This is a genomic window from Bradyrhizobium sp. UFLA06-06 (assembly GCF_054820065.1).
The window spans coordinates 1-26190 of sequence record NZ_JADFUD010000072.1; the positions used below are offsets into that span (position 1 = coordinate 1).

The window sequence follows — 26190 nt, forward strand, 5'->3', positions numbered from 1 at the left end:
TCGTGACGAACCAATCCACGAGATCTTCCTAGCCGACCAGATCAACCCTCAGTGCGTGGTCGCCGGATGACGCTCACCCGCAACCGGCACGCCGTCGGCCTGTCTCCACCACTTCGAGCCGCTTCAGCGCACTGATCGTATGGCTGTCCATACGTACAGTTCTCAACCATCAGGCTAGCCCGTCGCAAGGCGTCTTTCCTCGGAGGCTTACTCTCCTCATGGTGCGACACGTGCAGCAAGCGGATGGCAATGTATTTCTTTGATCAAGTATCCCTTGTGGACGGATCAGATGACGAAATCGTTGATGCGAATAGATTCTGAGGATGCTCGACAGAATCAGCTTGCCGCCGATCTCGATCATGGGTATGGGCCGAAGGTTGGTTGGTTTCCTCGGAGATTCGAGCTCCAAGGCCACCCGCGAGGATCACAGCTTTCACCATTGGCTCCATTTCTGGCTATCCGGCCGTCGTCGCCTGGCTTCACGGCAGGATTGCTCCGCCAGCGCGGCGGGACGTACGGGCTTGATCAGAAACTGCCTAGCAGAATTCGGATTATCATCGTCAGAGACGGGAGGGGCGAGCGTAGCGGCGACGATGTAGTCCGCCTGCACGGCTCCAAAGGAGGCCATGACACTGGCTTGGTCAAGATGATACGGGCCCTCCGGCTCGACCAGTACCCACGCTTTGGCCAGATCGGCGCAGTTTTCAAGTCCGAGCGTTTCCACAGCGACTGCGTCACTGCCGGGATATGGGCCCATTAGCCATGGTAGACCGAGCGCTCGCGTCTCGAGCACATACAGCAGGCTCGGCGAGAGGCCAGTGAGATCGACCAGCGGGGTACCGACTTCAAGGCCGGCCGCACGAGCCTGAGCTCTGGCCGAGGCCAGATAGTCGCGGAGGGATTGCGAGAGTACCAATTTTCCGCCACCCGGCATGGGCATGACAGCGGTATAAGCGCGCAGATCTTTAACCTGACGGAACGGCTTGAGGATGCTACTATTGACGAGTGATGCAGTGAGCAACTGTGCCACAACCGTCAGGGGCAGTAAGGTAGCGGCGCCGCGTCCCTGTTGCGCGAGAGGGCTCAGGAGAGCAATGACCGCGAGCATCCAGAACAAGGCGGCCATCGAACCGTGGTTCCAGTAATTCATAGCGGAGCCCAGTGCGGACAGGTGCGGCAGGACCAAAAAGGTTAGCGCTAGCGCGATGCTGGTGGGAGCTTGGGCGCGCAGAACCAATCCGTCACGATAGAATATCGCGCCAAGGCATGTGAAGGCCGGCACCAGGAACAGGATCGACGGCTTGATGCTGATCGGATCGGTCCCCAGCAGCGCAATCGCTATTGTTAAGATCAACACCGCAGCGAGAACCAGCGATGGGAGCAACTTGTGCGTAGACCCCACGAGAATACTGAGCAGAAGGGCAATCGCCACTAACACAGCGATAGCGAGTTGCGAGCGGGTGGTAGGAGGCCAGTCGATCCGAAACATGAGAGACACCTCGCGCCCGGCACCCAGCAGGCGTTCCATTTCAGCGCTGTTGATCATACGCGTCACCAGCCCGGTGATGCCGCCGTCGATCAAGTAGGCGGTAATGATCAGTAGAGCGAGAGCGACCAGCGCCGCGCCAAGCATGAGCAGCAGCGACTTTCGTCGCAAAACGACGACATAGAGCATAACGACGAGGGCAACGGTCGCAGCGGAGGTCGGCTTGGCCATGAAGCAGCACCAGCCGCCAACGCCGACCAGAATCCACCCCAAGATCTGGCGCATGCGGCCTGGCCGGTCGGCTAACAGCAAGCCAATCATCACCATCAAGAGCGATTGAAAGGTCAGTGAGTAGTAGCTGGGGGTGAGCCACCAGCCGGAAAGGTTGCATAATGCCAGGCTGGCGATCCCTGCCGATAGCACCGCCGCATGCGGCCGGCCCACTGTCCAGAGGCGCCGGATCACAAGGAAGCTGAGAATCCAACCCAGCGCCACGGTAAGCGTGACGTTCGCCATGCGAAGCACTGCGATGTCGCCGCCCGCCCACTGATATGGCCAGTGATAGACGAAGCCGAAGAGCGACGGCGGGCTATTGACTGCGTAGGCGAATGGGTTCGCGATGTAGTTGAGGTACAATCCTTCGTCGGCGAGATTGAGACCGTAACTGCTGTAGTATAGCACCCAAGCGAAAAGGATTGCTGTGGTTACGGCAGATAGAGCCAGCAAAGTTCGATCCACCACGACTGCCACCGTCTTTCCGTTGGCAAGATGGTTATCTCTTGGCATGGGCCCATTCCTGCCAGCCTTGTAGGATGAGGCCCGTTCCAATGGAGATCGGCCTCAAGGAGCTTCTAACTGACCGGAGCCCCGCAATCTCCTCCCAAAATTGGTAGCGTTTGTAGTCGGAGCGAGATGGACCTGAAGCGTATCGCTCCGGCGGAGGCCGCCTTGTGCGGTTTGGCGATTCGTTTGAGGATTTGACCTTAAGTCTAGCCTTAAGGTCATGTAGCGAATGCAGGTCAAGGTTTTAGGCGCTGAACGTCGGCGCCGGTGGAGTTGCGACGAGAAGGTTCGTCTAGTCGAAGAGACCTTGCAAGCTGGCGAGACGGTCTGCGGCGTTGCCCGCCGACATGGATTAGCTCAAAGCCTGCTGTTCACCTGGCGTCGGCAGGCGCGCCAGGGCCGCCTGGGCGGCGAGGCCGTGTCGGCCCTCGTACCTGTCGAGATCACGCCTACGCCGGCTCCGGCATCGACGTGCGCACCGCAACTGCCGCGTTCGCTTCCTGCGCAGCGCACCAAGGCCGGCGTAATCGAGATCGAACTTGACGGCTGTCGGATGCGCGTTGACCGTGACGTGGACGCCGAGGCGCTGCAGCGCGTCCTTGAGCTTCTGAGGCGGCGATGATCCCGATCCCGAGCGGCGTCAGGGTCTGGATCGCCACCGGCCACACCGACATGCGCCACGGCATGCAGAGCCTGGCGGCCAAAACAGCGCTTTGCATCAATTGCGCGGCCGTCGCCAGAGCAGTCTCGCCACCACGCCGCGGCAACTTTCCCCATAGCGCCAAAACAACCCGCGGCTTCGTTCAATCCGGCTTCTATGAGGTCGCACGCACGACACCGCGCGCGGCTCGCCTGCCACGCGACCTCACAAAACCCTCAAGATTCCCAAATCCGAAGACTTCTGATTCAACATGCTGGCTGGGAAGGAGGCCTGCATGGATGGGACCACCCTATTCGGACGACCTTCGTGAGCGGGTGGTGAGAGCTGTCATCAAAGGCGGCCTGTCGCGGCATCAGGCGGCAGCCCAATTTGGGGTGGGCATCAGCACGGCGATCAACTGGATACAGCGCTTCCACGAGACCGGCAGCGTCAAGCCGGACCAAATTGGCGGCTATAGGCCAAAGAAGATTGCGGGGGCGCACCGCGAATGGCTGATGCAACGGTGCCGGAACGACTTTACCGTGCGCGGGTTGGTGGCCGAACTCGCTGAGCGTGGCCTCAAAGTCGATTATCGTACGATGTGGGAGTTCGTCCACGCAGAGAAGCTCCGTAAAAAAAAGACGCTGATTGCCGCCGAGCTGGACCGTCCCGATGTCGCCCGTCGGCGGGCGCAATGGACCAAGTATCGAGATCGGATCGATCCCTCCCGCCTGGTGTTCATCGATGAGACCTGGACCAAAACCAACATGGCGCCGTTGCGGGGCTGGGCGCCGCGCGGTCAACGCATCAAAGCCAAGGTGCCGCACGGCCGCTGGCAGACCATGACCTTTCTGGCCGCCTTGCGCCACGATCGCATCACCGCTCCGTGGTTCATCGAAGGGCCGATCAACCGGCGAAGCTCTCCTTCTCGACACCGAGAAGGTTCTGGTCCCGACCCTGGGCACGGCGACATCGTCATCATGGACAATCTCGGCTCGCACAAGGCCAAAGCAGTGCGTCGCGCCATCCGTGCCGCCGGCGCCCGGCTCTTCTACCTGGCGAAATACTCGCCTGATCTCAACCCGATCGAGCAGTTCTTCGCCAAGTTCAAGCACAGGCTCCGCAAAGCCGCACAGCGAACCACCGAAGCCGTCTACGATGCTATCGCTCCGATCCTCAAAACCGTCTCACCGACCGAATGCGCAAATTACTTCGCCAACGCCGGATATGACCAAACCTAAACTCACCACGCTCTAGGGTCATTGGAGCTCAGGATCCTGATCCGGGCTCGGTTGTGATTGAAGCTATGGATGAGCCGGCTAGTGCGAAGGAAGATGCAGCCGTTTGGTCTTGGCAATCCAGAGATCCCGGCCGCAGCGGCATGGGCCCTCCTTGGCTTCACTTTCGAAATGGGAAAAAAATTAGGCCCCTCGTCCTCGTCATAGGCTCCCGGTGGCTGATTTTTTCCTTTTTATGCGGCGGACTTCCCGTAATAATCATCTCCGATAGTGGGATGGTCCGGCCGTGCTCCAGCCCCGCCAGTGATCAAAGCTGGTTCGGGGCACCGAAGACAGAGGGCACGCCATGTCTCAGAAATCCAGCTGTGCAATCGTCGTGATATCGGCAAGAACTCATTCCACGTCGTAGGACACCGTCACCGTGGTGCGATCGTGCTGCGACAGAAATGGTCGCGTGGCCAGGTCGAAGCGCGACTTGCCAGCCTGCCGCCGTGCCTGATCGGCTTGGAGGTCTGCGTCGGCGCGCATCATCTCAGCCGCAAGTTAAAGATGCTCGGCCACGATCCGCGGCTGATGCCCGCCAAATACGTGCGGCCGTATTCAAAGGGACAGAAGAATGACTTCCGCGACGCAGAGGCGATCGCCGAGGCGGTGCAACGCCCGACCATGAAGTTCGTTGCGACCAAGACTGCCGAAAACTTGACCTACTACAAGCCCTGCACCGCGTCCGCGAACGCTTGGTCAGTCAGCGTACCGGTATCATCAATCAGATCCGCGCCTTCCTGCTGGAGCGGGATATTGTAGTCCGGCAAGGGCTGCGTTTCCTGCGCGCCGAGCTGCCAGGCATCCCGGCGACGCGAACCGATTTCCTCTCGTCTCGCCTCGCATGGTGCGCATCCTCGAAGACCTGTCAGCAGACTGGCGCCACTTGGATGCGCGCATCGAAAGCCTCTCCGGCGAGATTGAAACGCTCGCCCGTCAAGACCAGCGAGCGGTTGATGACGGTCCCCGGCATCGGCCCGATCATCTCAAGCGCTATGGTGGCCACGATCGGCACCAGCGACGTATTCTCCAAAGGCCGCGACTTCGGCGCCTGGCTCGGGTTAGTACCGAAACAAATCTCGACGGGAGACCGGACAATGCTCGGCAGCATATCAAAGCGCGGCAATCGCTATCTGCGTGCCCTGTTGGTTCAGGCGGCCTGGGTCGTGCTGGTCAAGCTCGGGCCAAAGCATTGGGACCACTATAGGCTCAAGTCCTGGATCGAGGCGAGGCTATAATGGTTTGGTGCAAGGTGCGGTCGTCGCGGGCTTGCGGAGAGCGTGTGGCGCTACAGGATTTGGGCCAGCGGGAAACCGCGAAATTGTTACAGTTTTTCGTGTGCAATGTCGTGTTCGCAACTTGTTGTTGGATACTAAACAAGCGAGAGTCTGCTTTTGGATAGAAAGGAGGTCCTGTGCGTTCGCTGGGACCAGCTATCCACGCAGCGGCTGCCATGTGCAGGACATCGGACGATTGGCACAGCTTTTGCTGTGCTGCTTGCCAACACTGTCCAGCTCCCTGCTTTATCGGAGTCCGCAGGGCTCGACTGCAACGAAAGACAATCATGAAGAATTGGACTTTCAGGACGACCAGGGCGGTGGGCATGGCGACCCTGACCTTGATCACCGGCGCCGCGCTGGCGGGCGAATACAACACGGATAAAGATCGCCGACGTTCCTCGGCAAGGTCACCGCGACTTGCCTCCGACATGCTCCCATCGGGGTCTCCATGACACGCTGCTTGGAAGCAAGAGCCGCAATCCCAGCATCTGGAGTGTTCCTGAAACCCCCGCGCCGGCATCAACGCCATGGAGAACAACAACATCGAATGGCCGGACATCGATTTGCGCGCCAACAATTCCGGCGGCGTTATCCTGTTGCGCGACTCCAACCTGGGACGGACCACCGATGTCGGCTCGGCCAGCCGAGCAGAGAATTACGACCCCGGACACTGCCACCGGCTACAAACTGTGCGCCGCCGGGTTCAACGTCATGACCAATTCGCGGGAAATCGTGGACTTTGCGTCAAGACCAGGCCTGAGCGCCTGGGCTTTTGCAATTGGGAAGAGAATGAGCGCTAGCAGGACCGTTGGCGCTTCATTGGCATGCCTCCCTGACTGCCAGCCAGAATTGGCTGGCGTTCAGCTCCGGGACAGATTACGTCGCCTAGATGGCGCAAACGCACGAGGGTGTTGATGACAAACCTTTTCTGCCGCCGGGCCGTGCTGTCCACGGTTGCCGCGATCGCTCTTTGCCCCGCCGCCCAGGCCCAAGACCGCCGGACTGTCGCCGAACCTGTCGCGCCCAGACAGGTGTGTGCCCGCCTGGTCCCCTCCAGCAAAAACGATACGGCCAGGCTGCAAGACGCCATTGACCATTGCCCCGTTGGCGCAGCGGTTTATTTGGCAGGCGGGGCGTTCCGGTCGGGTCCACTCGAGATGAAATCGGGCGTTACGCTTTGGATCGAGCGCAATGCCACGCTCTTTGCCATCCCCGTGCCGACTGCCTATGACAAGGGCTTTGGAAGTTGTGGTACCATCGACGACAAAGGCGACGGCTGTCGGCCGTTCATCAGCTTTTCCAAAACGTACGGCGGCGGCATTTATGGCGACGGCATCATCGACGGCCTGGGCGGCGCGTTCGCGCTCGGCAGCACCGTTTGGTGGCGGCTGGCCTTCCGCGCACAAACCGAGGGTGGGAACCAGAACGTACCGCGTTTGATCCAGATCGACCATGCGAAGGACATTACCTTCCACGGCATCACCTTGCGCAATGCGCCCAATTTCCACGTGGCGATGAACCGGGTCGAAGGTGCCACGTTTTGGGGCATCACCATCGATGCACCGGCCAACACCCGCAACACCGACGGCATTGATGCAGGCGCCAGCCACGATGTGACCATCACCCACAGCAACATCCGCACTGGAGGCGATAATGTGGCGATCAAGGCCGACGACAATGGTCCCACCCGCTATGTCTCCATTATCGATAACTGCTTCGGTTGGGGGCACGGCATGTCGATCGGCAACGAGGTGAGCTCGGGTGTTAGCGACATACTGGTGCGCGGCCTGACCCTCGACGGCACGACGTCGGGCCTGCGCATCAAGAGCGATGTCAGCCGGGGCGGCCTGGTGGAGAAGGTAACCTATGAGAATGTGCGCCTGCGCGGCAACCGATGGCCGATCATATTCGATACCCACGATCCTCAAGCTAGGGGCCACAGCATTCCGGCTTATCACCAGATCGTTCTGCGCAGTGTGCGTGGCAGTGAGGGTACCCTGCTGATGCGCGGGCTGGACCAGGATCATGCCCTTGAAATTACACTCGACGATGTGCGATTTGCCGATAGCGCGACCTGGCAGGTAGAAAATGCAGACGTGACCGTTGGAAGTTCCGGTGTGTCACCGCCCCTGCCGGATCGAGCTGGGGAACGGGTACCAAGTACCGGTAAACAGAGATTTTGACTCTTGAACTCTTGATTTGACCATGGGCCTTGGATGGCTGTTTTGGCCGCGCTTTTTCGGTTGTGAACATCCAAGGATGCGAGCCTGTTCGGTATCGCGACGTTTTTCCCCGACGGTGGTCTCGACAACGAGGCCCTGGTAGCTGTCGATGCGGCCGTCGAGACAATGGGTCGCGCGGACGCCGATCTCGGCCATGTTCAGCCCGCCGACGTGCTTTCACGATACGACCGCGGAAAGAACCATGAACCCGGCAGCGGATCATTTTCATCTATCCGGGGGTTGACACTGTGCCCGCGATTAAGGAACGGACGACTGGTCAGCCTCCTCTCATTTATGGGACGATCGCAATCTCGAAGTCGTCCCTGCGGGCTCTACGCACCGCTCTCTTCACATCGAGATGCAACATCACTTGAACGCCATCATGCGGCGCTGCAAATTGCCCGCACAAATCGGGAGCGACATGGGTCAAGCATCCCGGTGGTTTGTCAGGACTGGGCCAACACGAAGGCCGCCTATCGCTTCTTCTCCAACGAACGGGTCAACGAGGCGGATATTCTTTGCGGTCATTTCGAGGCGACGCGCGGGCGCGTAACGGCGACGGAGGGACCGATCCTCGTCCTTCATGACACGACAGAATTCAGCTTCAAGCGCGAGAAGCCAGATCTGATTGGCTTTACGAGCAAGACGGCAGGGCGCACGCAATGCGGCATCCTGATGCATTCGAGCCTCGCCGTAACGACCGAGGGCTTCCGCTCGGACTGGCGGCAATCAAGTTCTGGACACGCAAGAAGTTCAGGGGGACGACGGCGCTGAAGCGAAAGATCAATCCGACACGGGTTCCGATCGAGCATAAGGAGAACATCCGCTGGCTGGAGAATTTACGGCAATCGACCGACCTTCTCGCTGCCCCTGGACGATGAAGATCGAAGTCTTCCATAAAATACTCAAATCGGGCTGCAAGGCGGAGGAGTCGAAATTGCGAACCGCTGAGCGTCTGGTCAATCTGATCGCGGTTTTCTGCATTGTGAGTTGGCGCTCTTCTGGATGACGATGCTCAATCGTTCCTCGCCGAATGCCTTACCGCAAACGGCGCTGACAGATCCCGAAATCAGGCTTCTTGATCATTTGGTGAAAGACAGGGGGGCGACGATCGCTCTCGACGAAGTACGCTCTGGCACTATGTCGTCAAGATCGCGCGGCTCGGAGGCTGTCTCTTATACACATCGTTCGTCGGCAGCGTCAGATGTGTATAAGAGACAGCCAAAGGCCCAATACAAAATCGAAGTTCCAGTCGGCCTATTTTGCGTGATTATATCGATGCAGAAGTATCTGCTCCCTGCACGGCAAGCGCGATCCGGCATCACTGCTACCGACGACGGCGAAATCCATCGGATTATTTCCCCTGCCGTTTTCAGAATCGCGCTCGTCCGCGCTTCAAAAGCTCCAGCCAAATCAAGCACTGCCGGCATTCGGCGACCTCCTGTCGAGGCCCAAGGCCTCCCGCCATGTGCGGCGTCCCAATCACGTTCAGCATGCCCACAGAGAGCTGTCCCGCGGCAGCGGCTTTTGCTTAAACAGGTCCAGTATCGCGCCGTTGATTGTGCCGCCTTGCAGGGCCTTGCCTTAGACGATGTTGATCGGAAAAGCATCGCGCAGCGTGCTCGCCGATGAGACCGACCGTATCCGCGTCGAGGGCACCGCGAGCACCACGAAATTACGGAGCGGCAGCAGATCGTCAAGCGCATCGGAGGGAAATAGCCTGTCAACACCTTCGACGGGCACGGATATGTTTCGCCTTCGCGCGCCGGGCGATGGTCGCACCAATCGAGCCCAGCCCAACAACGCCGAGCGACTTGTCGGCGCAATGGAGTCACATAGCGCGATTCCATTGATATGGATGATACCCGAAGCAAAAGAAGTCCACCTTTCGAGGAAAGATCGCAAGGTACTTGAGGCGCGTTGTCGCTCACCGGTGACGTTGCAGCGCGATTTGAAGCGGGCGCGGATAGCTCTGCTGGCGGCGGAGCGCCGCAGCACCCGGTCGATCGCCAAGAAAGTTGGAGTCCAGCTGCGGATTGTCAGCCTTTGGCGGCATCGATATGCCGACCATTGCCTTGAAGGGCTGAAAGACAAGCCGCGGCCTAGCAAGCAGCCGATTTATACGAAGACGACCGACAAGCGCATTCTGAAGCTGCTGGATAAGCCGCGCCCGCAAGGGTTTGCGCGCTGGATTGGCCCTCTGCTGGCCGAGATGCTGCGCGATGTTGACGTCCAATATGTCTGGCGATTCCTACGCAGCCATAAGATTGACCTCGCGGCTCGCAAGTCCTGGTGCGAAAGCACCGATCCGAACTTTACGGGCAAAGCCGCCGATGTTGTTGGCCTCTACGTCGCCCGCCCGCGAAGGCCATTGTGCTATGCGTGTGTGCTGTGCGTGAACGAGAAGCCCTCGATCCAGGCCTTGGAGCGAGCGCAGGCTTATCTGAAGTTGCCCAATGGTCGCGTCTTGACCGGCCAGAACCACGATTACAAGCGGCATGGCGCCACAACATTGTTTGCGGCGCCCGAAGTCGCCACTGGAAAGATCATTGCGGCTCGTTCAAAACGTCGTCGCCGCATCGAGTTTCTCGACTTCATGAACAGCGTCACCGCGGTCTTTCCGGGCCGAAAGCTTCCCGCCATCCTCGACAACCTCAACACCCACAAGAAAAACGAACATTGGCTCAAGGCCCCCCAACGTGCAATTTCATTTCACGCCGACAAGTGCGTCCTGGCTCAATCAGGTCGAGCTATAGTTTTCGATCTTGCAGGGGCAGTCGTTCAGCGGAACCTCCTTCACAAGCCTCAAGCAGCTTCAGGAACACATCGATGCTTACGTCAACGCGTACAACGACAAAGCCGAGCCCTTCGTCTGGACCAAGAAAAAGCTCCATCAACGCCGCTTCAAAGGCCGCCGTATCACTCAGGTCTGATTCCGGGTTCTTCACGGACGACCTCACCCGTAAAAGCGGACGATCAAGGAAACGCGCGGAAACTGCACCGAAGCCCGGCCGCACACACGACCGCGGCCAGGCAGTTTGCCTCGACCAACATTCAGCGGTGTAGTTAACGGGTCGCCCGATTGACGGAAATTGATCTTCGAGGGTAAATATAGGTCGCTTCTATGGGGTAGAACGTGAATTTGGTTGAATTGAGAGCGTTCACAGCTGTAGCGCGGGGGGGCGGATTTGTTCGCGCAGCTCGGATCTTGAATCGCTCACAGCCTACAATTACGGCACAGATAAAGAATCTCGAGGCGCGCTATGATGTCGAACTCTTCTTTCGCGGCAGAGGACGCACGTCTCATCTGACGCCACTCGGAGAGCGTCTCTTTGAGATCGCGCAGGCTCTCTTTCAGCTCGAAGAAGATGCCAGCAATCTTCTTGCCAGTGCTGGTAAGCTTCGCGACGGCATCATACGGATCGGCGCTATCGCGCCGCGTAGTGCAATAAACATACTCAGCAAGTTTCATCAGCGTTACCCGAACGTGGATGTCAAACTAACATTTGCCAACTCGGAGGAAATCCTGTCGGATGTCATCGATTGCAGTATTGACGTCGGTTTCCTTGGAGCTCATGAAGATCACCCAGCATGTGATATGTTTCCGCTCTCCTCGCCGGAAATTGTTCTTATCGCACACAGCGGGCACCGTATTCACAGGAAGGGCATTATTGACCGGGAAGCCTTCAAGTCGGAGACTCTTTTGATGCGTGAACTGGGATCTGAAACGCGTCACCTAGCAGAAGAAAAACTCCGTCGTCACAACTATGTGCCCGGTCGCATTCTTGAAATTGGCAGTTGCGAAGGCGTGTGCGCCGCGGTCGCCGCTGGGATTGGTATCGGAATTGTGTCGGCTGACGAAATCGAGCCACGAAAAGAATATAGGATTGCGAGGTTCGCGGATTTTCGAGTCTTTGGAACACTTCGCCTAGCGTGTCTCAAGAAGCGTCGACATTCTCCGCTTATTCGCGAATTATTGACGGCGATTGTCGGTCAGACCCGGTAGCAATTCTAACCCCTAGAAAGCCATATAACTGTAGCGTCACAATCAGCTATAAAGTGCGACCACATTGCCAAAGTGTCCCGGGTTGGTCGAAACAAGAGTGCCCGCAAACGGACCAGCGGCGATGTCAGCGACTGGACCATTAATAGGCGGCGAGGCGATCAATCGCAAAGTTGGCCGCCGAGGGGCCTAAGCACGCCGTTGGACGTGTGCCCAACGCTAAGTACCGGTCCAAATTCACGAGGGTTGCACCCACAGTCTACGAGAGTCGATACATCGAAGTTGACGCCTTCGCGCGGGTAGACACCGTTCTGATGTCGATCGACATGGAAAATTGCCACAAACTACTTCGCCGCCGCTGGTTACTTGCAACCTGATCGGCTAGGCGGTGTGGACTCTAAGGATTGATCGGGATAGGGGGACGTCTCGCGACGCCACCCCTCCCACACCACCCGGCATACGGGTCCGTACCGCGGCGGTTCGACTGAGTTAAGCTGGCCCAGGAATCAGTATTCGGGGGAGACCGAGAGCGTCAAAGAAGTGGTTGCGCAGGGCGTGCTGGACCGCCGGGTGCCCGGACATTCGCCAGAGCCCCGTCGGCGAACCGGCGGCAACGGCGAACTTCGCAAGGCCGAGGCGGCGAAGCTCCGTGAATCGCTTGTGCCCGTTCCGCCATTGTCGCCGGAGAACATTCGCAGTCTCCGGCGAATCCAGGCTTCCAGGTTTGTGAGCACGCGAGGAGTCTGGCAGAACCCAAAGTACCCGCGCCATCTGATGAGGTAAGGCGAGAGGTCTTTGATAATCCTTTCCAGATTGGTGCCTCGTATCCGACATGTGATGTCCCGAACTCGGTCTTTGAACTTAGCGAGCGCTTTCGGCGCAATGCGTCGCTCGCTTCCATCGTTCGCAATACTGAACCCCAGGAACTTGCGCCCTTCCGGTCGTGCCACCGCGCTCTTGGCCTCATTGACCTTTAGCCGGAGCTTGTCGGTCAGGAACCGGGTGATCGAGGCCATGACCCGCTCGCCGGCGCGATGACTGCGAACATCGATGTTGCAGTCGTCCGCATAGCGACAGAACCGATGGCCACGTCGAGCCAGCTTCTTGTCGAGATCGTCGAGCACGATATTACTGAGGAAGGGCGAGAGCGGTCCACCCTGAGGGGTCCCCTCTTCCACCGGTCTGATCAGGCCGTCCTCCAGCACGCCGGCGTTCAGGAACGCCCGGATGAGTTTGAGCACGCGCTTGTCGGTCACCCGCGCGGCGACGCGCGACATCAAGATGTCATGGTTGACTCGGTCGAAAAATCTTTCCAGATCGAGATCCACCACAACGTTGTAGGGGCTACGGCCTGATGCGCCGACCGTCTCGGCCGGAATCCGTAGCTGCGCTCGGAAAACGTCGAATCCCATTGTTCTTGAAGAACCTGCAGCACGGCTTGCTGAATCAGGCGGTCGACGACACAGGGAACGCCGAACCTTCTGACCCCACCATCCGGTTTCGGCATTTCCACCCGCTTAACCGGCCGTGGCTGATAGTTCCCGTTGAGCAATTGGAGCCGAATTGCTGGCCAGTGCTCACGCAGGAATGCCTTGGCGACGTCGATGGTCATCCCATCGACACCAGGACCTCCCTTGTTTCCTTGAACGCGTTTCCACGCTCTTTGAAGGTTCTCGCGGCTACACACCTCCTCCATCAGAGGTTCTGGGAAAGCCCGGCTTTCGGTCGCCGTCATCGCCACCGACGGTTCGGCTCCTCCGGTCGCTGCAGCCGGGGTTTCACCCCGACCCTCCGTACCTGAGGCCCGTTGTTGCTGGTTTGTCTGCCGCTTTCCGTTCATGAGGTGCCGGTCCTACTTGCCTCTCTCACTCGTTCGGGTCTTCAGCCATCGTTTCCGGCTCCGCCTATCCGTGCTCCGCTTTTCAGCTTTGGAGTGCCTCAATAGCTTCGCCGACAGCATGACCTATTACGCCCTCTGCTGACTTCTGCCAGGTGGTCAGACGACCTCACGGTCGTCTCAGTCGCCGTACAGCGACGCCGGGCAGATCTCCCGGGGTAAGTTCAATCGCCTTCGATGCACGACCGCCGGATCTACGCTTCGCGTCTTTGATGGATATGGACTTCGCGATGTGTTGCCCGCTCGTCAGACACTGGCGCCTCATATCCGGTTCTTGTTCATCGGCCCGCATCTTTGATCCACGCTTCCTTCTCCTGTCTGAGTGGATCGAGGGTTTTCAGAGCCCACCCCTTCAAACAGAAGGTTTTTCGATGGCCCAGATGAGCCCTCTCCGCCGACGCATGATCGAGGACATGGTGGTCCGCAATCTGTCGCCGGCGACGCAACGATCAAATCTCAACGCGGTATCGAAGTTCAGCCGATATTTTGGCCGATCTCCCGACCATCTAGGCTTGGAGCATGTCCACGCGTTCCAGGTTTATCTGGTGGCGATGGGAATCTCATGGCCTGCGCTTAACCAGACCGTCTGTGCGTTGCGGTTTTTCTACGGCGTGACGTTAAGCTGCAGCACGACCCCGGAGCGCATCGCCAACGCGCGGGAGCCACGCAGCTGCCGGTCGTGCTGAGTGCCGACGAGGTGGTGAGCTTTCTGGAGGCGATCCCGAGCCTGAAGAGCCGGATTGCGTTGACGACGGTCTATGCCGCCGGATTACGGGTATCGGAAGTCCTTTTCCTCAAGGTCGCGGATATCGACAGCCAGCGGATGGTGATCCGGGTCGGAGCAGGGCAAAGGCGGTAGGCACCGTTACGTCATGCTCTTACCACAGCTTCTGAGGATTTTGCGGGCCTATTGGCGGTTGACTCGACCAACGCGCTGGCTGTTTCCTGGTCGCGATGGCGAGCAGCCGCTTGAGCCCACCGTGCTGCACGCCTGCCGCTCAGCTCGCACCGCAGCTCGCCTGAGCAAGCACGTGACGGTGCACACGCTGCGGCACAGTTTTGCGACCCATCTTCTGGAGAACGGCGCCGATATCCGCGTCATCCAGGTGCTGCTCGGAACGGCGACATACTACCCGCCAACAACAAGCTGAAGCACGCATCACCTACCGATTTCATCCTCGCTTCGGCGAGACCGTACGCGTCAGGCGGCGGCTCGAGCGAGGCGGCGCCGCGTTTCTTGTCGTGCACCAACTTGACGGCACCTTCGCGTGCCTTTCAGTGTGACCGACGAGGCTGCGTCCCGATTCGAGATCGGCGACGAGCCGCGTTTTCCTCTCGATATTCTTCGCTCCCTACGCAACGTGGTCGATACGCTTCTAGGCTTTCTCGCGTCCGAATCAAAAGCAGAGCAACCAGAGAATGACGCACCGATCCGAGAATCTCCAGCCAAGCCTGTCCGAAGCCGGGCGACCGTGCGTCGAACTGCGTACAAGTCAAAAGAGCGAGCGCGCGACGGTCATCGAAGTGCTGCTGTGCGAGATCGCGGCGGCGCTGGCAAAGGCGGCAAGTGGGGCGAGCTGCGATGACCAAGATCACGACCGAACATCTCGCCCGCAGTGCCTGCGTCTACATCCGGCAATCGATAGCAGACCAGCTCGCACATAATCATGAGAGCCGGCGGCGGCAATACGGCCTCGTCGATCGCGCCAAGCAGCTTGGCTGGAGCAACGTCGATGTCATTGATGACGACCTCGGCCGCTCGGGCGGCGGCATCGCGCGTCCCAGCTTCGAGCGGCTGCTCGCAACGATCTGCGACGGCCGTGTCGACGCTGTGTTCGCGATAGAGGCGTCGCGTCTTGCCCGAAATGGCCGCGACTGGCATACGCTCATCGAGTTCTGTGGATTGGTCGGAACGCTCATCGTCGACGAGGACGGAATCTACGATCCTCGCCATCCCAACGATCGGCTGCTGCTGGGCATGAAGGGCACGATGAGCGAGCTTGAACTGTCGATGTTCCGCCAGCGCTCGCAGGAAGCGCTGAAGCAGAAGGCGCGCCGCGGCGCGCTGGTCCTCGGTGTCGCCGCCGGCTATGTGAAGACCAGTCGCGATCGCATAGAGAAGAATCCGGACAAACGCGTGCAGGACGCCCTGCAGCTAGTCTTCACCAAATTCGCCGAGCTGCAAAGTGCACGACAGGTGCACATCTGGCTGAGAGAGGAGGGCATCGAGCTGCCCGTCAAGTCGCGCCAAGGTGAGGCGCGCGGCATCGTCTGGCGACTGCCGGCCTACAACATCGTGCACAACATCCTGACCAATCCGATCTATGCAGGTGCCTACGCGTTCGGGCGCACGACGAGCCGCGTGAGTGTCGAAGGTGGACGCAAGCATATCCGGCGTGGTGTGCAAAAGCCCATGGCCGAATGGGATGTCCTGATCAAGGATCACCACGCGGCCTACATCACCTGGGAGGAGTTCGAGCGCAATCTCGGGGTGATCGCCAACAATGCGACCGGCATGAGCAGCGCTCTCGCTCGCGGAGCAGCCCGCGAAGGCGAGCTGGTGCTGCCTGGACTGCTGCGGTGCGGCCACTGCGGCCGCAAGCTCCATGTGCACTACAGCGGCAAACTCGGCCGCTACAATTGCTATGGTGCACGTACGAACCACGGCGCCGCGCGCTGCATTTCGATCAGCGGCTTGAGCATCGATGCGGTGATCAGCAATCAAGTCCTGCGTGTCCTGAAGCCGCTCGGCATCGAGGCAGCGCTCAAAGCGATCGAGGCCCAGTTGAGCACGACGACCGCGGCCGAGCGCCAGCTGGAGCTGCGCTGCAGCAGGCGCGCTATGAAGCCGCGCATGCGCGCCGACAGTACGACGCCGTCGACCCGGCCAACCGGCTGGTCGCTGGCGAGTTGGAGCGCCGCTGGAACGAGGCATTGCAGGCTGTCGCAAAGGTCGAAGGAGAAATCGCCGCCCTGATTGCGCGTCGTCCGCCGCCGCTCGGCAGGCTGGAGCGCCAGCAGTTGATGGCGCTCGGCGCTGGTCTGGAGCGCGCCTGGTCGCATCCCGCTGCAACCGCCGCAACGCGCAAACGTATCCTTCGCGCGGCACTCACGGAGATCGTCGTGCGCAAGGACGGCGCAATCATCCATGCGGTCCTGCACTGGCAAGGCGGCAACCATACCCAACTGCAAGTCAAACAGCGACTGAATGCGGCCGGCCGACACAATCCGCGCATCCCCGACAACACGATCGCGCTCGTGCGTGAGCTGGCGCGGCTGATGCCTGATCGGCAGATCGCGCGCCTGCTCAATCGCACCGGCGTCGAGACCGGGCACGGCAATGCCTGGACGCAAGAGCGCGTGCGCGGCTTCCGCAATCACCACGACATCGCCGTCTTCCGCGACGGCGAGTGGGCGGAGCGCGGCGAGATTACGCTCGAAGCGGCAGCAAAACTCACCGGGGTCTGCAACATGACGACGTTGCGTATGCTCCGCCGCGGCGACATCAAAGGCCGACAAGCTTGCGCAGGCGCGCCTTGGGTGATCAAAGCTGAGGACCTGGCCGGCTTCGCCCGCGGAAAGCGTCAGAAGCCTCCGCTAACACCGGATGCCATGCAGCAGGTCTTTGACTTTCAATGAGTTAAGCCGAGGTGCGTTATGACTCACGACCGCTCGGCCATGCCAGCCTGTCGAGCACGGCGCGCTACACTCAGGTCGCCACCAAAACGATCAGCCAGACCCCGAGTCCGCTTGATCGCCTGCGACTGGAGATCGTTCCGCCCAGCTGATTGGGCGCGTCATGGGGGCGCCCTTGGAGGTGCGGATGTATTCCGCCGCCATGACGAAGCCTTTCGACACGCGCATGTCGGTCACCTAGACCGCGTCGAACGGCGCGTGATGAGCGCCATCACGGCCTGCCGGACGGCGGTGCTCGGTGGCCATGTCGAGCAATGCGACGACTGCGGTGCTACGCGCATCGCCTACAACTCCTGTCGCAATCGACATTGCCCGAAGGGCCAAGGCTCGGCGCGTGCGCGGTGGCTCGCCGAGCGACAAGCCGAGCTCCTTCCCGTGCCGTACTTCCACGTCGTCTTCACCTTGCCAGCTCCCGCCGGAAAGATTGCCTTCCAGAACAAGGCGGTGATCTATGCCATCTTGTTCCGCTGCGCGGCCGAGACGCTCACCACCATCGCGGCCGACCCCAAGCATCTCGGCGCCCAACTCGGCGTGACCGCCGTGCTCCATACCTGATGTGGTGGAACGGCCCGCTCCAACAGCATCAAAGTGGTAGAACGTGGTCGTTGTTCGAACGCCACAAAGGAGGGTCCGTTCCGTGAAACAGGTTATCACTATCGGGTTGGATTTGGCTAAGCACGTTTTCCAGGTTCACGGCGCTGATGCCGAGGGCTCGCCCGTGTTCAGCCGGAAACTGCGGCGCAGCGAAGTTCTGCGTTTCTTCGAGAAACTGCCACCATGCCTGGTGGGGATGGAAGCATGCAGTAGCGCCCACCATTGGGCACGCGAGATCGCAGCTCTCGGTCATGAGGTGCGGCTCATTCCGCCGGCTTATGTCAAACCTTTCGTCAAGCGAGGCAAAACGGATGCGGCGGACACGGAGGCCATCAGCGAAGCGGTGACCCGAAAGACCATGCGCTTCGTCCCGATCAAGACGGCCGAACAGCAGGCTGCCGCGATGGTGCTGAAGACCCGCGCCCTTCTGGTGCGGCAGCGAACGCAGGCGGTCAACGCCCTACGCGCGCATCTGGCCGAATTGGGCATCATCGGCACCGCCGGCCTGGCAAGGATTGAGGCGCTGGTCGCGGTCGTGCGGGACGAGACAGATGCTCGCCTGCCCGCAGCAGCGCGCTTCGCCCTGATGGCTATTGCCGATGAGATCGAAGCTTCAGCCGACCAGATCGACAGGCTCGAGCGCGCCATCGTCGTGGAGGTCAAGCGCGACGAGGACATGCGTCGGTTGACCACGATCCCCGGTGTCGGCGCCATTACGGCGGCAACCATCAAGGCGCTTGTGCCGGATCCGGGCGGGTTCAAGTCAGCTCGCCACTTTGCTGCCTGGCTGGGATTGACGCCGCGGTCTCATTCAAGCGGAGGCAAGGACCGGCTGGGACGAATATCGAAGATGGGAAATCCGGAACTCCGCACTCTCCTGGTCGTCGGGCAACAGCCGTCTTGCGGGTTGCCCGAAACGACGCTCGGACGCGGCCGTGGTTGAAGGCGCTTCTCGCCAGGCGGCCGTTCAAGGTTGCAGCGGTCGCGCAGGCCAACAAGACAGCGCGGATCATCTGGGCGCTTCTGAACAAGGGCGGGACGTACCGGCGTCCCGACCCACTGGTGATCACCGCGGTCGCCGGCTGATGGATGCAGTGACCGCCAAAACGATCTGACCGGCGCAGGCCGGCAGAGGGCAAGGTGCAACAACAGGCGATGAACCCATGGGACGAAATCCCGAGACGAGTGAAGCCGCTGGCCCCAATGCGCTCAAGCGCGCATACCTGATCTGGCTCCTCGTGTCGCGGATCTCATCGAGGCCAGCGGCCATGTGCCGCGCGCAAAAGGCCGGACATATGACCGCACCGTTCCAATGTGTGAAATCGACTGAAAAAGCTCTTGCCACGCGGGCCGTTCCACATATGGGGCCAGACCCTGCACACCATCCGCATCTCCACTGTCGTGCCTGGTGGTGGACACTCGCTTGATGGGACGCGCTGGGTCGGTTGCCGGCCCGGCTTCTTCCTCGGTGCGCGTCCTCTCTCGGCTGTCCCGCCGTCTATTTCTGCAAGAGCTGCAAGCTGCCTTATACGCATCGCGTCGCCTTCGCCAACAGCCGCCTGATCTCACTCGCCGATGGCAAGGTGAGCTTTTCCTGGAAGGACTATCGGCAGAATCGCAAAGCCAGGGTGATGACGCTTGATGCCGGCGAGTTCACGCGGCGCTTCTCCTGCACACCCTGCCGGACCGCTTCCATCGCATCCGCCACTATGGCTTCCTCGCCAATGCGGACGCAACGACCGACTCGCCCTTTGCCGTCAACTCCTTGACGTCCGCAACGCTCCGACTGATCAAGAAGCCGGTGACAATCCCATCGTCAAATGCGAGATCCCCATCTGCCAACACTGCGGCGGCACCATGCGACGCATCGATGTCGTCCTGCGAGCCTGTGCGACCGATCAGCTATTTCATTGTGATACGTCATGACCAGCGCCTGCACCGTCCATCCCTTCTGTGATCACCTTCTTGACGGCGACCATCGCCGCGTTACGATGTCGCCGTGGCCGCGTTCGTCACCAAACACCCTGCCAGTCGTCGGCCGCGCATCCCAGCGCAGCAAATCACTCACTGCATCGCGCTCTTGGCCCCATCAATGCGGTCACTCACATCCGATGAATGCCTCGCCGACGTGCGCGCCTTCCCAGCAGCCGTTCCCGCTGCACTATTCCCATAACGCCCATAACTCCGCAGCTTCGTTGAATCCGGCTTCTATGAGGTCGCAAGCCTGACAGAGCGCGCGGCTCGCGCCTGCCTGCGTATTCCAGGGATGGCGATCAGCGATTCCAGGCCATCGTGATCACGGTTTCCAGACGATGGTGATCACTTGTGGAGGCGAACACGACTGACGTGTTTATGTGTGCTGGAAATGGTCTTCCTGGTCAAGACGGGCGGGAGGGTTTGGAGATCGGTCCAGCGGTCCATGGGAGGGACCCGCGTGCGGCGCGGAGTGGCCCCACGAGCGACGCAGCGGCGCGCGCGGGAGGGACCTGTGGGCCGGTGGGACGATCGGGCGCGCGGTGGTCACGCGTTTGTCCTATCGTCGGCCCGCCGACGCAGGCTGTCGCCTTTGAGCTCGATGCGGTGGGCGTTGTGAATGATGCGATCCAATATGGCGTCTCCGAGCGTGGGATCGGCAATCACGTCATGCCATTGCGACACCGGGACCTGACTTGTGATCAACAATGATCCCTTGTCGTAGCGATCATCGACGATCTCGAGCAGGTCACGGCGCTGGTCGGCATTGAGCGCTTCGGGTCCCCAGTCGTCAAGGATGAGCAGGTTGACGCGCTCCAGCGCCGCGATCAGGCGTGCGAGACGGCCTTCGCCACGCGCCTGGGCGAGATCGGCGAACAAGCGGGGGACGCGCTTGTAGAGGACCGAGAAGCCATCGCGGCAGGCTCTGTTGCCGAGCGCGCAAGCCAGCCAGGACTTGCCGGTGCCGGTCGGACCGACGATGACAAGATGGTTGTGCTCGCGGATCCATTGGCAGGTGGCGAGGCTCTGAAAGAGCGAACGGTCGAGACCACGAGCGGTGCGATAGTCGACATTCTCGACGGTGGCAGCCTGCCGGAGCTTGGCACTGCTCAAGCGCCGTACGAGGCGGCGGTTGTCGCGGGCGGTGACCTCGCGATCGACGAGGAGACCGAGCCAATCGGGGTGCGGCATCTCGGCGGCCTCGGGATTGTTCTGCAGTTCGATGAGGGTATCGGCCATGGCAGTGAGGCCGAGTGCGCGCAGGCGTTCGACGGTCGGATGAATGAGCACGATGATCTCCTGATCAGTTGTAGTAATTGCGGCCGCGGATGTTGGCGTGGAGGAGGATGGGCGACTCCTGGGCAGGAGGACTGGTTTTGTCGGTGGTGTTCTTGAGGATAGCGGCCACCGACTTGTAGGAACGGGCATTGAGCAGCAGCGCACGGGCGCAGGCGGCGTCGACGCGCTCGTGGCCAAAGCGCTTAACCAGCCCGAGAATGCCGATGGCCGAGCGGAAGCCCTGTTCCGGATGCGGCCGCGACCGCAGGATGACCTCGATCAGGGTCTCGGCGTCGGGGCCCACCTTGCCGGCTTCGGAACGAATACGCTCATGGGTCCAATCGCGGTAGCGGCGATGCGAGCTCGGCATATGCTCGGCGATCGTCGTTGGTCGATGCGGCAGAGTGCTGCGCAGATGGGAGGCGACGCGCTTGCCGCGCAGGAAAATCTCGACGGTCTTTAGGGTGATCCGTGCCTCGACCTCTTCATGCACGAGGTTGTGAGGCACGCTGTAGTAATGTTTGGCAATCTCGACATGATAATCGAGGTTCACCCGACAGCGCTTCCACTCAGCGTACTCGTAAGGCTCGTCGGGCAAGGGGATCAGCGCCGGTCGGTCGAGCTCCTCGAACAGCTCGCGCCGACTTCGTCCCCAGCTCCTCAGCGGTCGGTTGTTGAGATCGACGAGCAATGCGTGGATCGCCTCGTTGAGGGCGGCGAGCGAGAAGAAACGGCGGTTGCGCAGGCGCGCCAGAATCCATCGCCCAACGATTTGGACGCCCACCTCGACCTTGGCCTTGGAGTCTAGCGCGCATTGCATATGGTGATGAGCATGGCGCGCAAGTTTTTACGGTCACGCATCCGTTCCATCCGCTACGAGGACAGACGTTCGATCTGCTTGCCGTGCGCAACAACTGGGGCGGAGACCGCGTGTTGTACGCAGGCCCCGAAGGGAGGCTGCGCACACTTCCGGTCGAATGGACTGACGTTATCGAGCCCAACCTCGTAGTCACGGTTGGTGCTGGTCGCGCCTTCTTCCGAACCGATCAACTGCGTGAGCTGCGCAAGCTCATCGATGAGTGGCGGCAGCAAGGGGAGGCGCCGTCATGTTAGGCAAATTATATGCAGGTTGTCTTGGAAAATATGTTCGCGCGTTGACAGCGACGTGTGAGTCGATAGGCGGGTCGCATCCATTTATCGCCGATATAAGAGGATATTATCTGATTGCGAGATCTTCTCCTCTTGATCGTCATCCATATGTTGTATATAATTATCAAGACAGAAACGCGATTCGCGCTTCAAGGAGGCCGGATGGCAGCAGATTCACGTCAACGGGCGCGGCGCCGGCAGGCCTTGCAGGCATACGGCGCTACCCACCCCCGCCCTCAGGCTGTGACCGATCCGCTCTTCCGCGGCAGTGCGTTCTTCGATCCGAACGATCTGGTCCAGGTCAAGTACGAGATGCTCCGCAGCGTCGCAAAGGAGGGGCGCGCCGTGGTGGATGCGGCAGAGGCCTTTGGACTGTCCCGGCCGGTCTATTACGTGACCTGGGAGCTGTTCAATCGCGAAGGTCTGCCGGGCCTGTTACCGCGCAAGCGCGGGCCGAAGCGCCCGCACAAGCTTACCGAGGACGCCCTTGCCGTGCTGGCGCAGGCGGTGCGCGAGGCGGAACACATGCCAGGCGGTGCAGAGTTGGCCGAGCTCTTGGCCGAACGTTGCGGCATTCATGCCCACCCGCGCAGCATCCTGCGACGTCTGCTCCCCTATCTGAAGCGGCAGGAAAAAAAACGCCCACGATAGCCGAAGCGGCTGCGCTCGATCCTGCGCAGTATGTAGCCCATTACGAGCTGCTTCGTTCACAGGTCATCGCCGCGGAGGCCAGTCCCGGCGGGACGAGCGCAGCAGGCCAGCCCCGCGGCGTGGGTCTTGCCTTGCTGCTGTACGAAGGGATGCCCGGCTGGCTCAAGGCGCTGGAGGGCGTTATCCGGGCGTCAGGCGTGCGACACCCCACACCCCCCGCGGAGGTGCCTGCGGCCGAACCTCCCGGCGCGTACGACTCTGCGCCGGCGTGGCTCGGCAGTGTGCCTCACCGCGATCTGACCGCGCTTTTGACCAATCTGGTTCTCTCGACGCGTTGTGTCGAACACCCCATACCGAGGGAGGGATATCGATCATGTCAATGAACAGTGAGGCCTCGCAGAACATCACTGCCACGCATTTGTCGCGCATGGCATACTTGTATGTGCGACAGTCGACGTTGCGCCAGGTCTTCGAGAACACCGAGAGTACGCAGCGCCAGTATGCGCTGCGCGATCGTGCCGTCGCGCTCGGTTGGCCGCTTGATCGGATCGTGGTCATCGATTGCGATCTCGGGCAATCCGGTGCCAGCGCGACCGACCGCGAGGGCTTCCAGCGTCTGGTCAGTGAGGTTGGCCTGGGCCGTGTCGGGATCGTACTCGGACTTGAGGTATCGCGCCTTGCGCGCAACAACACCGACTGGCATCGATTGCTCGAGCTGTGTGCACTCGCTGACACACTGATCCTGGACGAAGACGGGTTGTATGATCCAGCGCACTTCAATGACCGCCTCCTCCTGGGTTTAAAGGGAACCATGAGTGAAGCCGAACTTCATGTGCTCAAGGCGCGACTTCGCGGCGGGATTCTCAGTCGCGCCCGCCGCGGCGAGCTCAAGCAGATGGTCCCGGTCGGCTTTGTGCATGATGCACACGAGCGTGTTATCCTTGATCCGGACATCCAGGTGCAGGCCGCCGTGCGGCTGTTCTTCGACACGTTCAGGCGCACGGGCTCGTGTTTGGCAGTGGTCAAGGACTTCCACGCGAAGAAACTGCTGTTCCCGCGTCGTTTGAGAAGTGGCGCGCACAAGGGCGAACTCGTGTGGGCTGAGCTCCTGCACTGTCGCGCACGGCAGATCATCCATAATCCGCGCTATGCCGGCGCCTTCGTGTTCGGTCGGACCAAACATCGTCGTCTGCCGAGCGGCAAGTACACCTCGCGGCAGGTTCCAAGCGAAGAGTGGATCCTGCTCCGCGACGTCCATCCTGGCTATATCAGCTGGGAGGACTACCGATCGAACCTGGACCGTGTGAAGGGTAATGGGTTGGCCTGGAGTACCGAGCGGCATCGGGGCCCGCCGCGCGAGGGAACAGCCTTGCTGCAAGGTCTTGTGATCTGCGGGAGCTGCGGCGAGCGCATGTCGGTGCGTTATCACCATCACCACAACCAACAAGTGCCGAGCTACTGGTGTGGCCGCCGCCCAATGTTCCGAGGCGAGATCGGCCTGTGTCAGACCGTGCATGGCAGCGCGCTCGATGCTGCGATCGGCGACATCCTGATCGAGGCGATGACGCCACTGGCGATCGAAGTCGCTCTCAGCGTGCAGCAGGAGCTTGCCAACCGTCAGGACGAAGCAGATCGATTGCGCCGTCAGCACGTGGAGCGAGCGAAGTATGATGCAGAACTTGCGCAGCGTCGCTTCCTCAAGGGTCGATCCCGACAACCGCCTGGTGGCTGACGCCCTGGAAGCCGACTGGAACACGAAGCTGCGCGCGCTCGCCGCGGCACAGGACGCTTACGACAAAGCCTCGGCGGTCGATGTAGGCGTCGTGACCGATGCCGAGCGTACGGAGCTGATGGCCCTCGCCACCGACTTCCCCCGCCTCTGGCGCAATCCGCGCACTCAGATGAAAGACAAAAAGCACATGCTTCGCCTGCTGATCGAGGACATAACGCTCAGCAAGGGCGATACGCTCCATGTCGATATCCGCTTCGTCGGCGGCGCGACGCGCTCCTTGGATTTACCGCTGCCGAAGTCGTGTGTCGAGTTGCGCACGACAGACGCCGCCGTGATCGAGGAGATCGACCGCCTCATCGATACCTACACGGACAAGGAGATCGCCGGCCTGCTCAACGAGCGTGGCGTGCGGACCGTGGTGAGCACCCCTTGGACAGCTACGCGCATTGGGCGGCTTCGCCACACCTACCACCTTACCGATCGACGTGAGCGTCTGCTCGCGCAGGGACTGCTGACCCCGCAGGACGTCGCGGCTCGCTACAACGTTGTGGCCTCGACCGTCCACTTGTGGCGCCGACGCGGCCTGCTACGCGCACATCCAATCAACGATCGCGGCGACTTCCTCTATGAGATTCCGCCCGAAGGCCTGCCGGGAAAGTTTATCCACAAACGCGACTACAGGTCGATCCCGCAACTTCATCCTCACGTAACTGACGAGGTGCAGTATGAGTCTGAGCCCTTGTCGCGTGGCCGATGCGGCCGTGCCGGAACGATGGCAGTGCGGTAATGGCGGGCGAGATCGGCATAGGTCCGGTTGACCATCGGCTCGTGAAAGCACGCCCGGGTGATGCCGGCCTTGAGATTGTCGCTCACAGTTTGCCGGGCGGCGCCGCCGAAATAGGTAAACGCCCGGACGTGGGAGCCGATCCAGTCCGGCAGGCTCTGGCTGAGGCTGGCCTCGGCGTAGGTGTAGTTGGAAGCACCGAGCACGGCGACGAAGATCTGCGTGCTGCGCACCTCGCCGCTGAGCCCGTCGACCACCTCCATGGTGTGGCCGGAATAGTCGACGAACAGCTTCTCGCCGGCGACGTGGACCTGGCGCAAGGTCGGCTTGAGGCGGCCAGCCCATTCCCTGTAGCGTTCGCAGAACCACGAATAGCTGAAACTGTCGGACTTGGAGTCGCAATACTCCTCCCACAACAGCATCAACGTGACGTTCCTCCCTCGCAGCTCGCGATGAACGAGGGCCCAATCCGGCTGCGGACGCTCGTCGCTGGGCAGATCGGACGGTGGCGGAAACAGGCGGTTCTCGAGCCGGATATCGTCATTGAGCTCCGCCGGCAACGGCCAGGTCAAACCTGCGCGGCGTGCCAGGTTGAGGTACTTGCAGACCGTGCCCTGGGCCAGGCCGAGGCTGCGGGCAACCGTACGCTGCGACATGCCGACGCTGTAGTGCAGGCGTAAAACTTCGCGAATATGGCGCATGGACAGTCTCTCTGTCGGCATCTCGATCCTCTGCTGTCGG

At 60.7% G+C, this 26190-nt stretch carries 18 protein-coding genes and 7 pseudogenes; 19 read left to right on the forward strand and 6 right to left on the reverse strand.

Features of this window, described 5'->3' with window-relative positions; genetic code table 11:
* Positions 1 to 433 precede the first annotated feature (433 nt).
* Positions 434 to 2272, reverse strand: a complete 1839-nt coding sequence (locus tag IF803_RS36350; protein WP_461195524.1) for a hypothetical protein — start codon at positions 2270 to 2272, stop codon at positions 434 to 436.
* A gap of 226 nt (positions 2273 to 2498) precedes the next feature.
* On the opposite strand from IF803_RS36350, the gene tnpA reads away from it, so the two are divergent.
* From tnpA to IF803_RS36390, 8 genes and pseudogenes are all read left to right on the forward strand, one after another.
* Positions 2499 to 2891 (forward strand): IS66-like element accessory protein TnpA, encoded by a 393-nt coding sequence (tnpA, locus tag IF803_RS36355; RefSeq protein ID WP_461195525.1) that lies wholly within the window; start codon positions 2499 to 2501, stop codon positions 2889 to 2891.
* Between the two features lie 317 nt (positions 2892 to 3208).
* On the forward strand, positions 3209 to 4150 hold the full coding sequence (locus IF803_RS36360) for an IS630 family transposase (RefSeq protein WP_461195546.1): 942 nt from the start codon (positions 3209 to 3211) through the stop codon (positions 4148 to 4150).
* Between the two features lie 354 nt (positions 4151 to 4504).
* Positions 4505 to 5418, forward strand: a pseudogene (locus IF803_RS36365) (IS110 family RNA-guided transposase); the annotation flags it as partial.
* A gap of 578 nt (positions 5419 to 5996) precedes the next feature.
* A complete protein-coding gene (locus tag IF803_RS36370) occupies positions 5997 to 6269 on the forward strand; it encodes a hypothetical protein (protein WP_461195526.1) in 273 nt (90 codons plus the stop codon).
* A 114-nt stretch (positions 6270 to 6383) separates the two neighbouring features.
* Entirely contained in the window at positions 6384 to 7652 is a 1269-nt protein-coding gene (locus IF803_RS36375; protein WP_461195527.1) for a glycoside hydrolase family 28 protein, read from the forward strand.
* A gap of 165 nt (positions 7653 to 7817) precedes the next feature.
* On the forward strand, positions 7818 to 8465 hold the full coding sequence (locus IF803_RS36380) for an IS4/Tn5 family transposase DNA-binding protein (protein WP_461195528.1): 648 nt from the start codon (positions 7818 to 7820) through the stop codon (positions 8463 to 8465).
* Positions 8466 to 9549: 1084 nt separating this feature from the next.
* A pseudogene (locus tag IF803_RS36385) lies at positions 9550 to 10624 on the forward strand (IS630 family transposase).
* A 203-nt stretch (positions 10625 to 10827) separates the two neighbouring features.
* Positions 10828 to 11697, forward strand: coding sequence for a LysR substrate-binding domain-containing protein (locus IF803_RS36390; RefSeq protein WP_461195529.1), 870 nt, complete (start codon positions 10828 to 10830; stop codon positions 11695 to 11697).
* A 503-nt stretch (positions 11698 to 12200) separates the two neighbouring features.
* Here the strand turns inward: IF803_RS36390 and IF803_RS36395 are convergent.
* Positions 12201 to 13025 (reverse strand): reverse transcriptase domain-containing protein, encoded by an 825-nt coding sequence (locus IF803_RS36395; protein WP_461195547.1) that lies wholly within the window; start codon positions 13023 to 13025, stop codon positions 12201 to 12203.
* The gene (locus tag IF803_RS36400; protein ID WP_461195548.1) at positions 12971 to 13306 is read right to left on the reverse strand and encodes a hypothetical protein; all 336 of its coding nucleotides are present in this window, start codon (positions 13304 to 13306) and stop codon (positions 12971 to 12973) included. Before IF803_RS36400 ends, IF803_RS36395 begins: the two co-directional genes overlap by 55 nt.
* Positions 13307 to 13962: 656 nt before the next feature.
* Here IF803_RS36400 and IF803_RS36405 point away from each other — a divergent pair.
* The 7 genes and pseudogenes from IF803_RS36405 to IF803_RS36435 form a co-directional block, all read left to right on the forward strand.
* Positions 13963 to 14709: pseudogene (locus tag IF803_RS36405) on the forward strand (tyrosine-type recombinase/integrase); the annotation flags it as partial.
* A 464-nt stretch (positions 14710 to 15173) separates the two neighbouring features.
* Positions 15174 to 16568 (forward strand): recombinase family protein, encoded by a 1395-nt coding sequence (locus tag IF803_RS36410; RefSeq protein WP_461195530.1) that lies wholly within the window; start codon positions 15174 to 15176, stop codon positions 16566 to 16568.
* Positions 16526 to 17230, forward strand: a complete 705-nt coding sequence (locus IF803_RS36415) for a hypothetical protein (protein WP_461195531.1) — start codon at positions 16526 to 16528, stop codon at positions 17228 to 17230. Before IF803_RS36410 ends, IF803_RS36415 begins: the two co-directional genes overlap by 43 nt.
* 32 nt (positions 17231 to 17262) lie before the next feature.
* A pseudogene (locus IF803_RS36420) lies at positions 17263 to 17379 on the forward strand (tyrosine-type recombinase/integrase); the annotation flags it as partial.
* Positions 17345 to 17839, forward strand: a pseudogene (locus IF803_RS36425) (IS91 family transposase); the annotation flags it as partial. The pseudogenes IF803_RS36420 and IF803_RS36425, both read left to right, overlap by 35 nt.
* Positions 17840 to 17924: 85 nt before the next feature.
* A pseudogene (locus IF803_RS36430) lies at positions 17925 to 18967 on the forward strand (IS110 family RNA-guided transposase).
* Positions 18968 to 19237: 270 nt separating this feature from the next.
* A pseudogene (locus IF803_RS36435) lies at positions 19238 to 19807 on the forward strand (transposase); the annotation flags it as partial.
* Positions 19808 to 20401: 594 nt separating this feature from the next.
* On the opposite strand, the gene istB reads toward IF803_RS36435, so the two are convergent.
* Entirely contained in the window at positions 20402 to 21145 is a 744-nt protein-coding gene (istB, locus tag IF803_RS36440; RefSeq protein WP_461195532.1) for an IS21-like element helper ATPase IstB, read from the reverse strand.
* Positions 21146 to 21158: 13 nt separating this feature from the next.
* Positions 21159 to 21917 (reverse strand): Mu transposase domain-containing protein, encoded by a 759-nt coding sequence (locus IF803_RS36445; protein WP_461195533.1) that lies wholly within the window; start codon positions 21915 to 21917, stop codon positions 21159 to 21161.
* 119 nt (positions 21918 to 22036) lie between these two features.
* Between IF803_RS36445 and IF803_RS36450 the strand changes: the two genes are divergently transcribed.
* The 4 genes from IF803_RS36450 (at position 22037) to IF803_RS36465 (ending at position 25452) form a co-directional block, all read left to right on the forward strand.
* Positions 22037 to 22246, forward strand: a complete 210-nt coding sequence (locus IF803_RS36450; RefSeq protein WP_461195534.1) for a DUF5372 family protein — start codon at positions 22037 to 22039, stop codon at positions 22244 to 22246.
* 198 nt (positions 22247 to 22444) lie between these two features.
* The gene (locus tag IF803_RS36455) at positions 22445 to 22933 is read left to right on the forward strand and encodes a helix-turn-helix domain-containing protein (RefSeq protein WP_461195535.1); all 489 of its coding nucleotides are present in this window, start codon (positions 22445 to 22447) and stop codon (positions 22931 to 22933) included.
* A 373-nt stretch (positions 22934 to 23306) separates the two neighbouring features.
* Positions 23307 to 24665, forward strand: coding sequence for a recombinase family protein (locus IF803_RS36460; protein ID WP_461195536.1), 1359 nt, complete (start codon positions 23307 to 23309; stop codon positions 24663 to 24665).
* Positions 24601 to 25452 carry a hypothetical protein gene (locus IF803_RS36465; RefSeq protein ID WP_461195537.1) on the forward strand — a complete coding sequence of 284 codons (852 nt, stop codon included), beginning with the start codon at positions 24601 to 24603 and terminating at the stop codon, positions 25450 to 25452. Before IF803_RS36460 ends, IF803_RS36465 begins: the two co-directional genes overlap by 65 nt.
* On the opposite strand, the gene istA is transcribed toward IF803_RS36465, so the two are convergent.
* The gene (istA, locus tag IF803_RS36470) at positions 25368 to 26150 is read right to left on the reverse strand and encodes an IS21 family transposase (RefSeq protein ID WP_461195538.1); all 783 of its coding nucleotides are present in this window, start codon (positions 26148 to 26150) and stop codon (positions 25368 to 25370) included. The genes IF803_RS36465 and istA overlap by 85 nt on opposite strands.
* Positions 26151 to 26190: the final 40 nt, after the last annotated feature.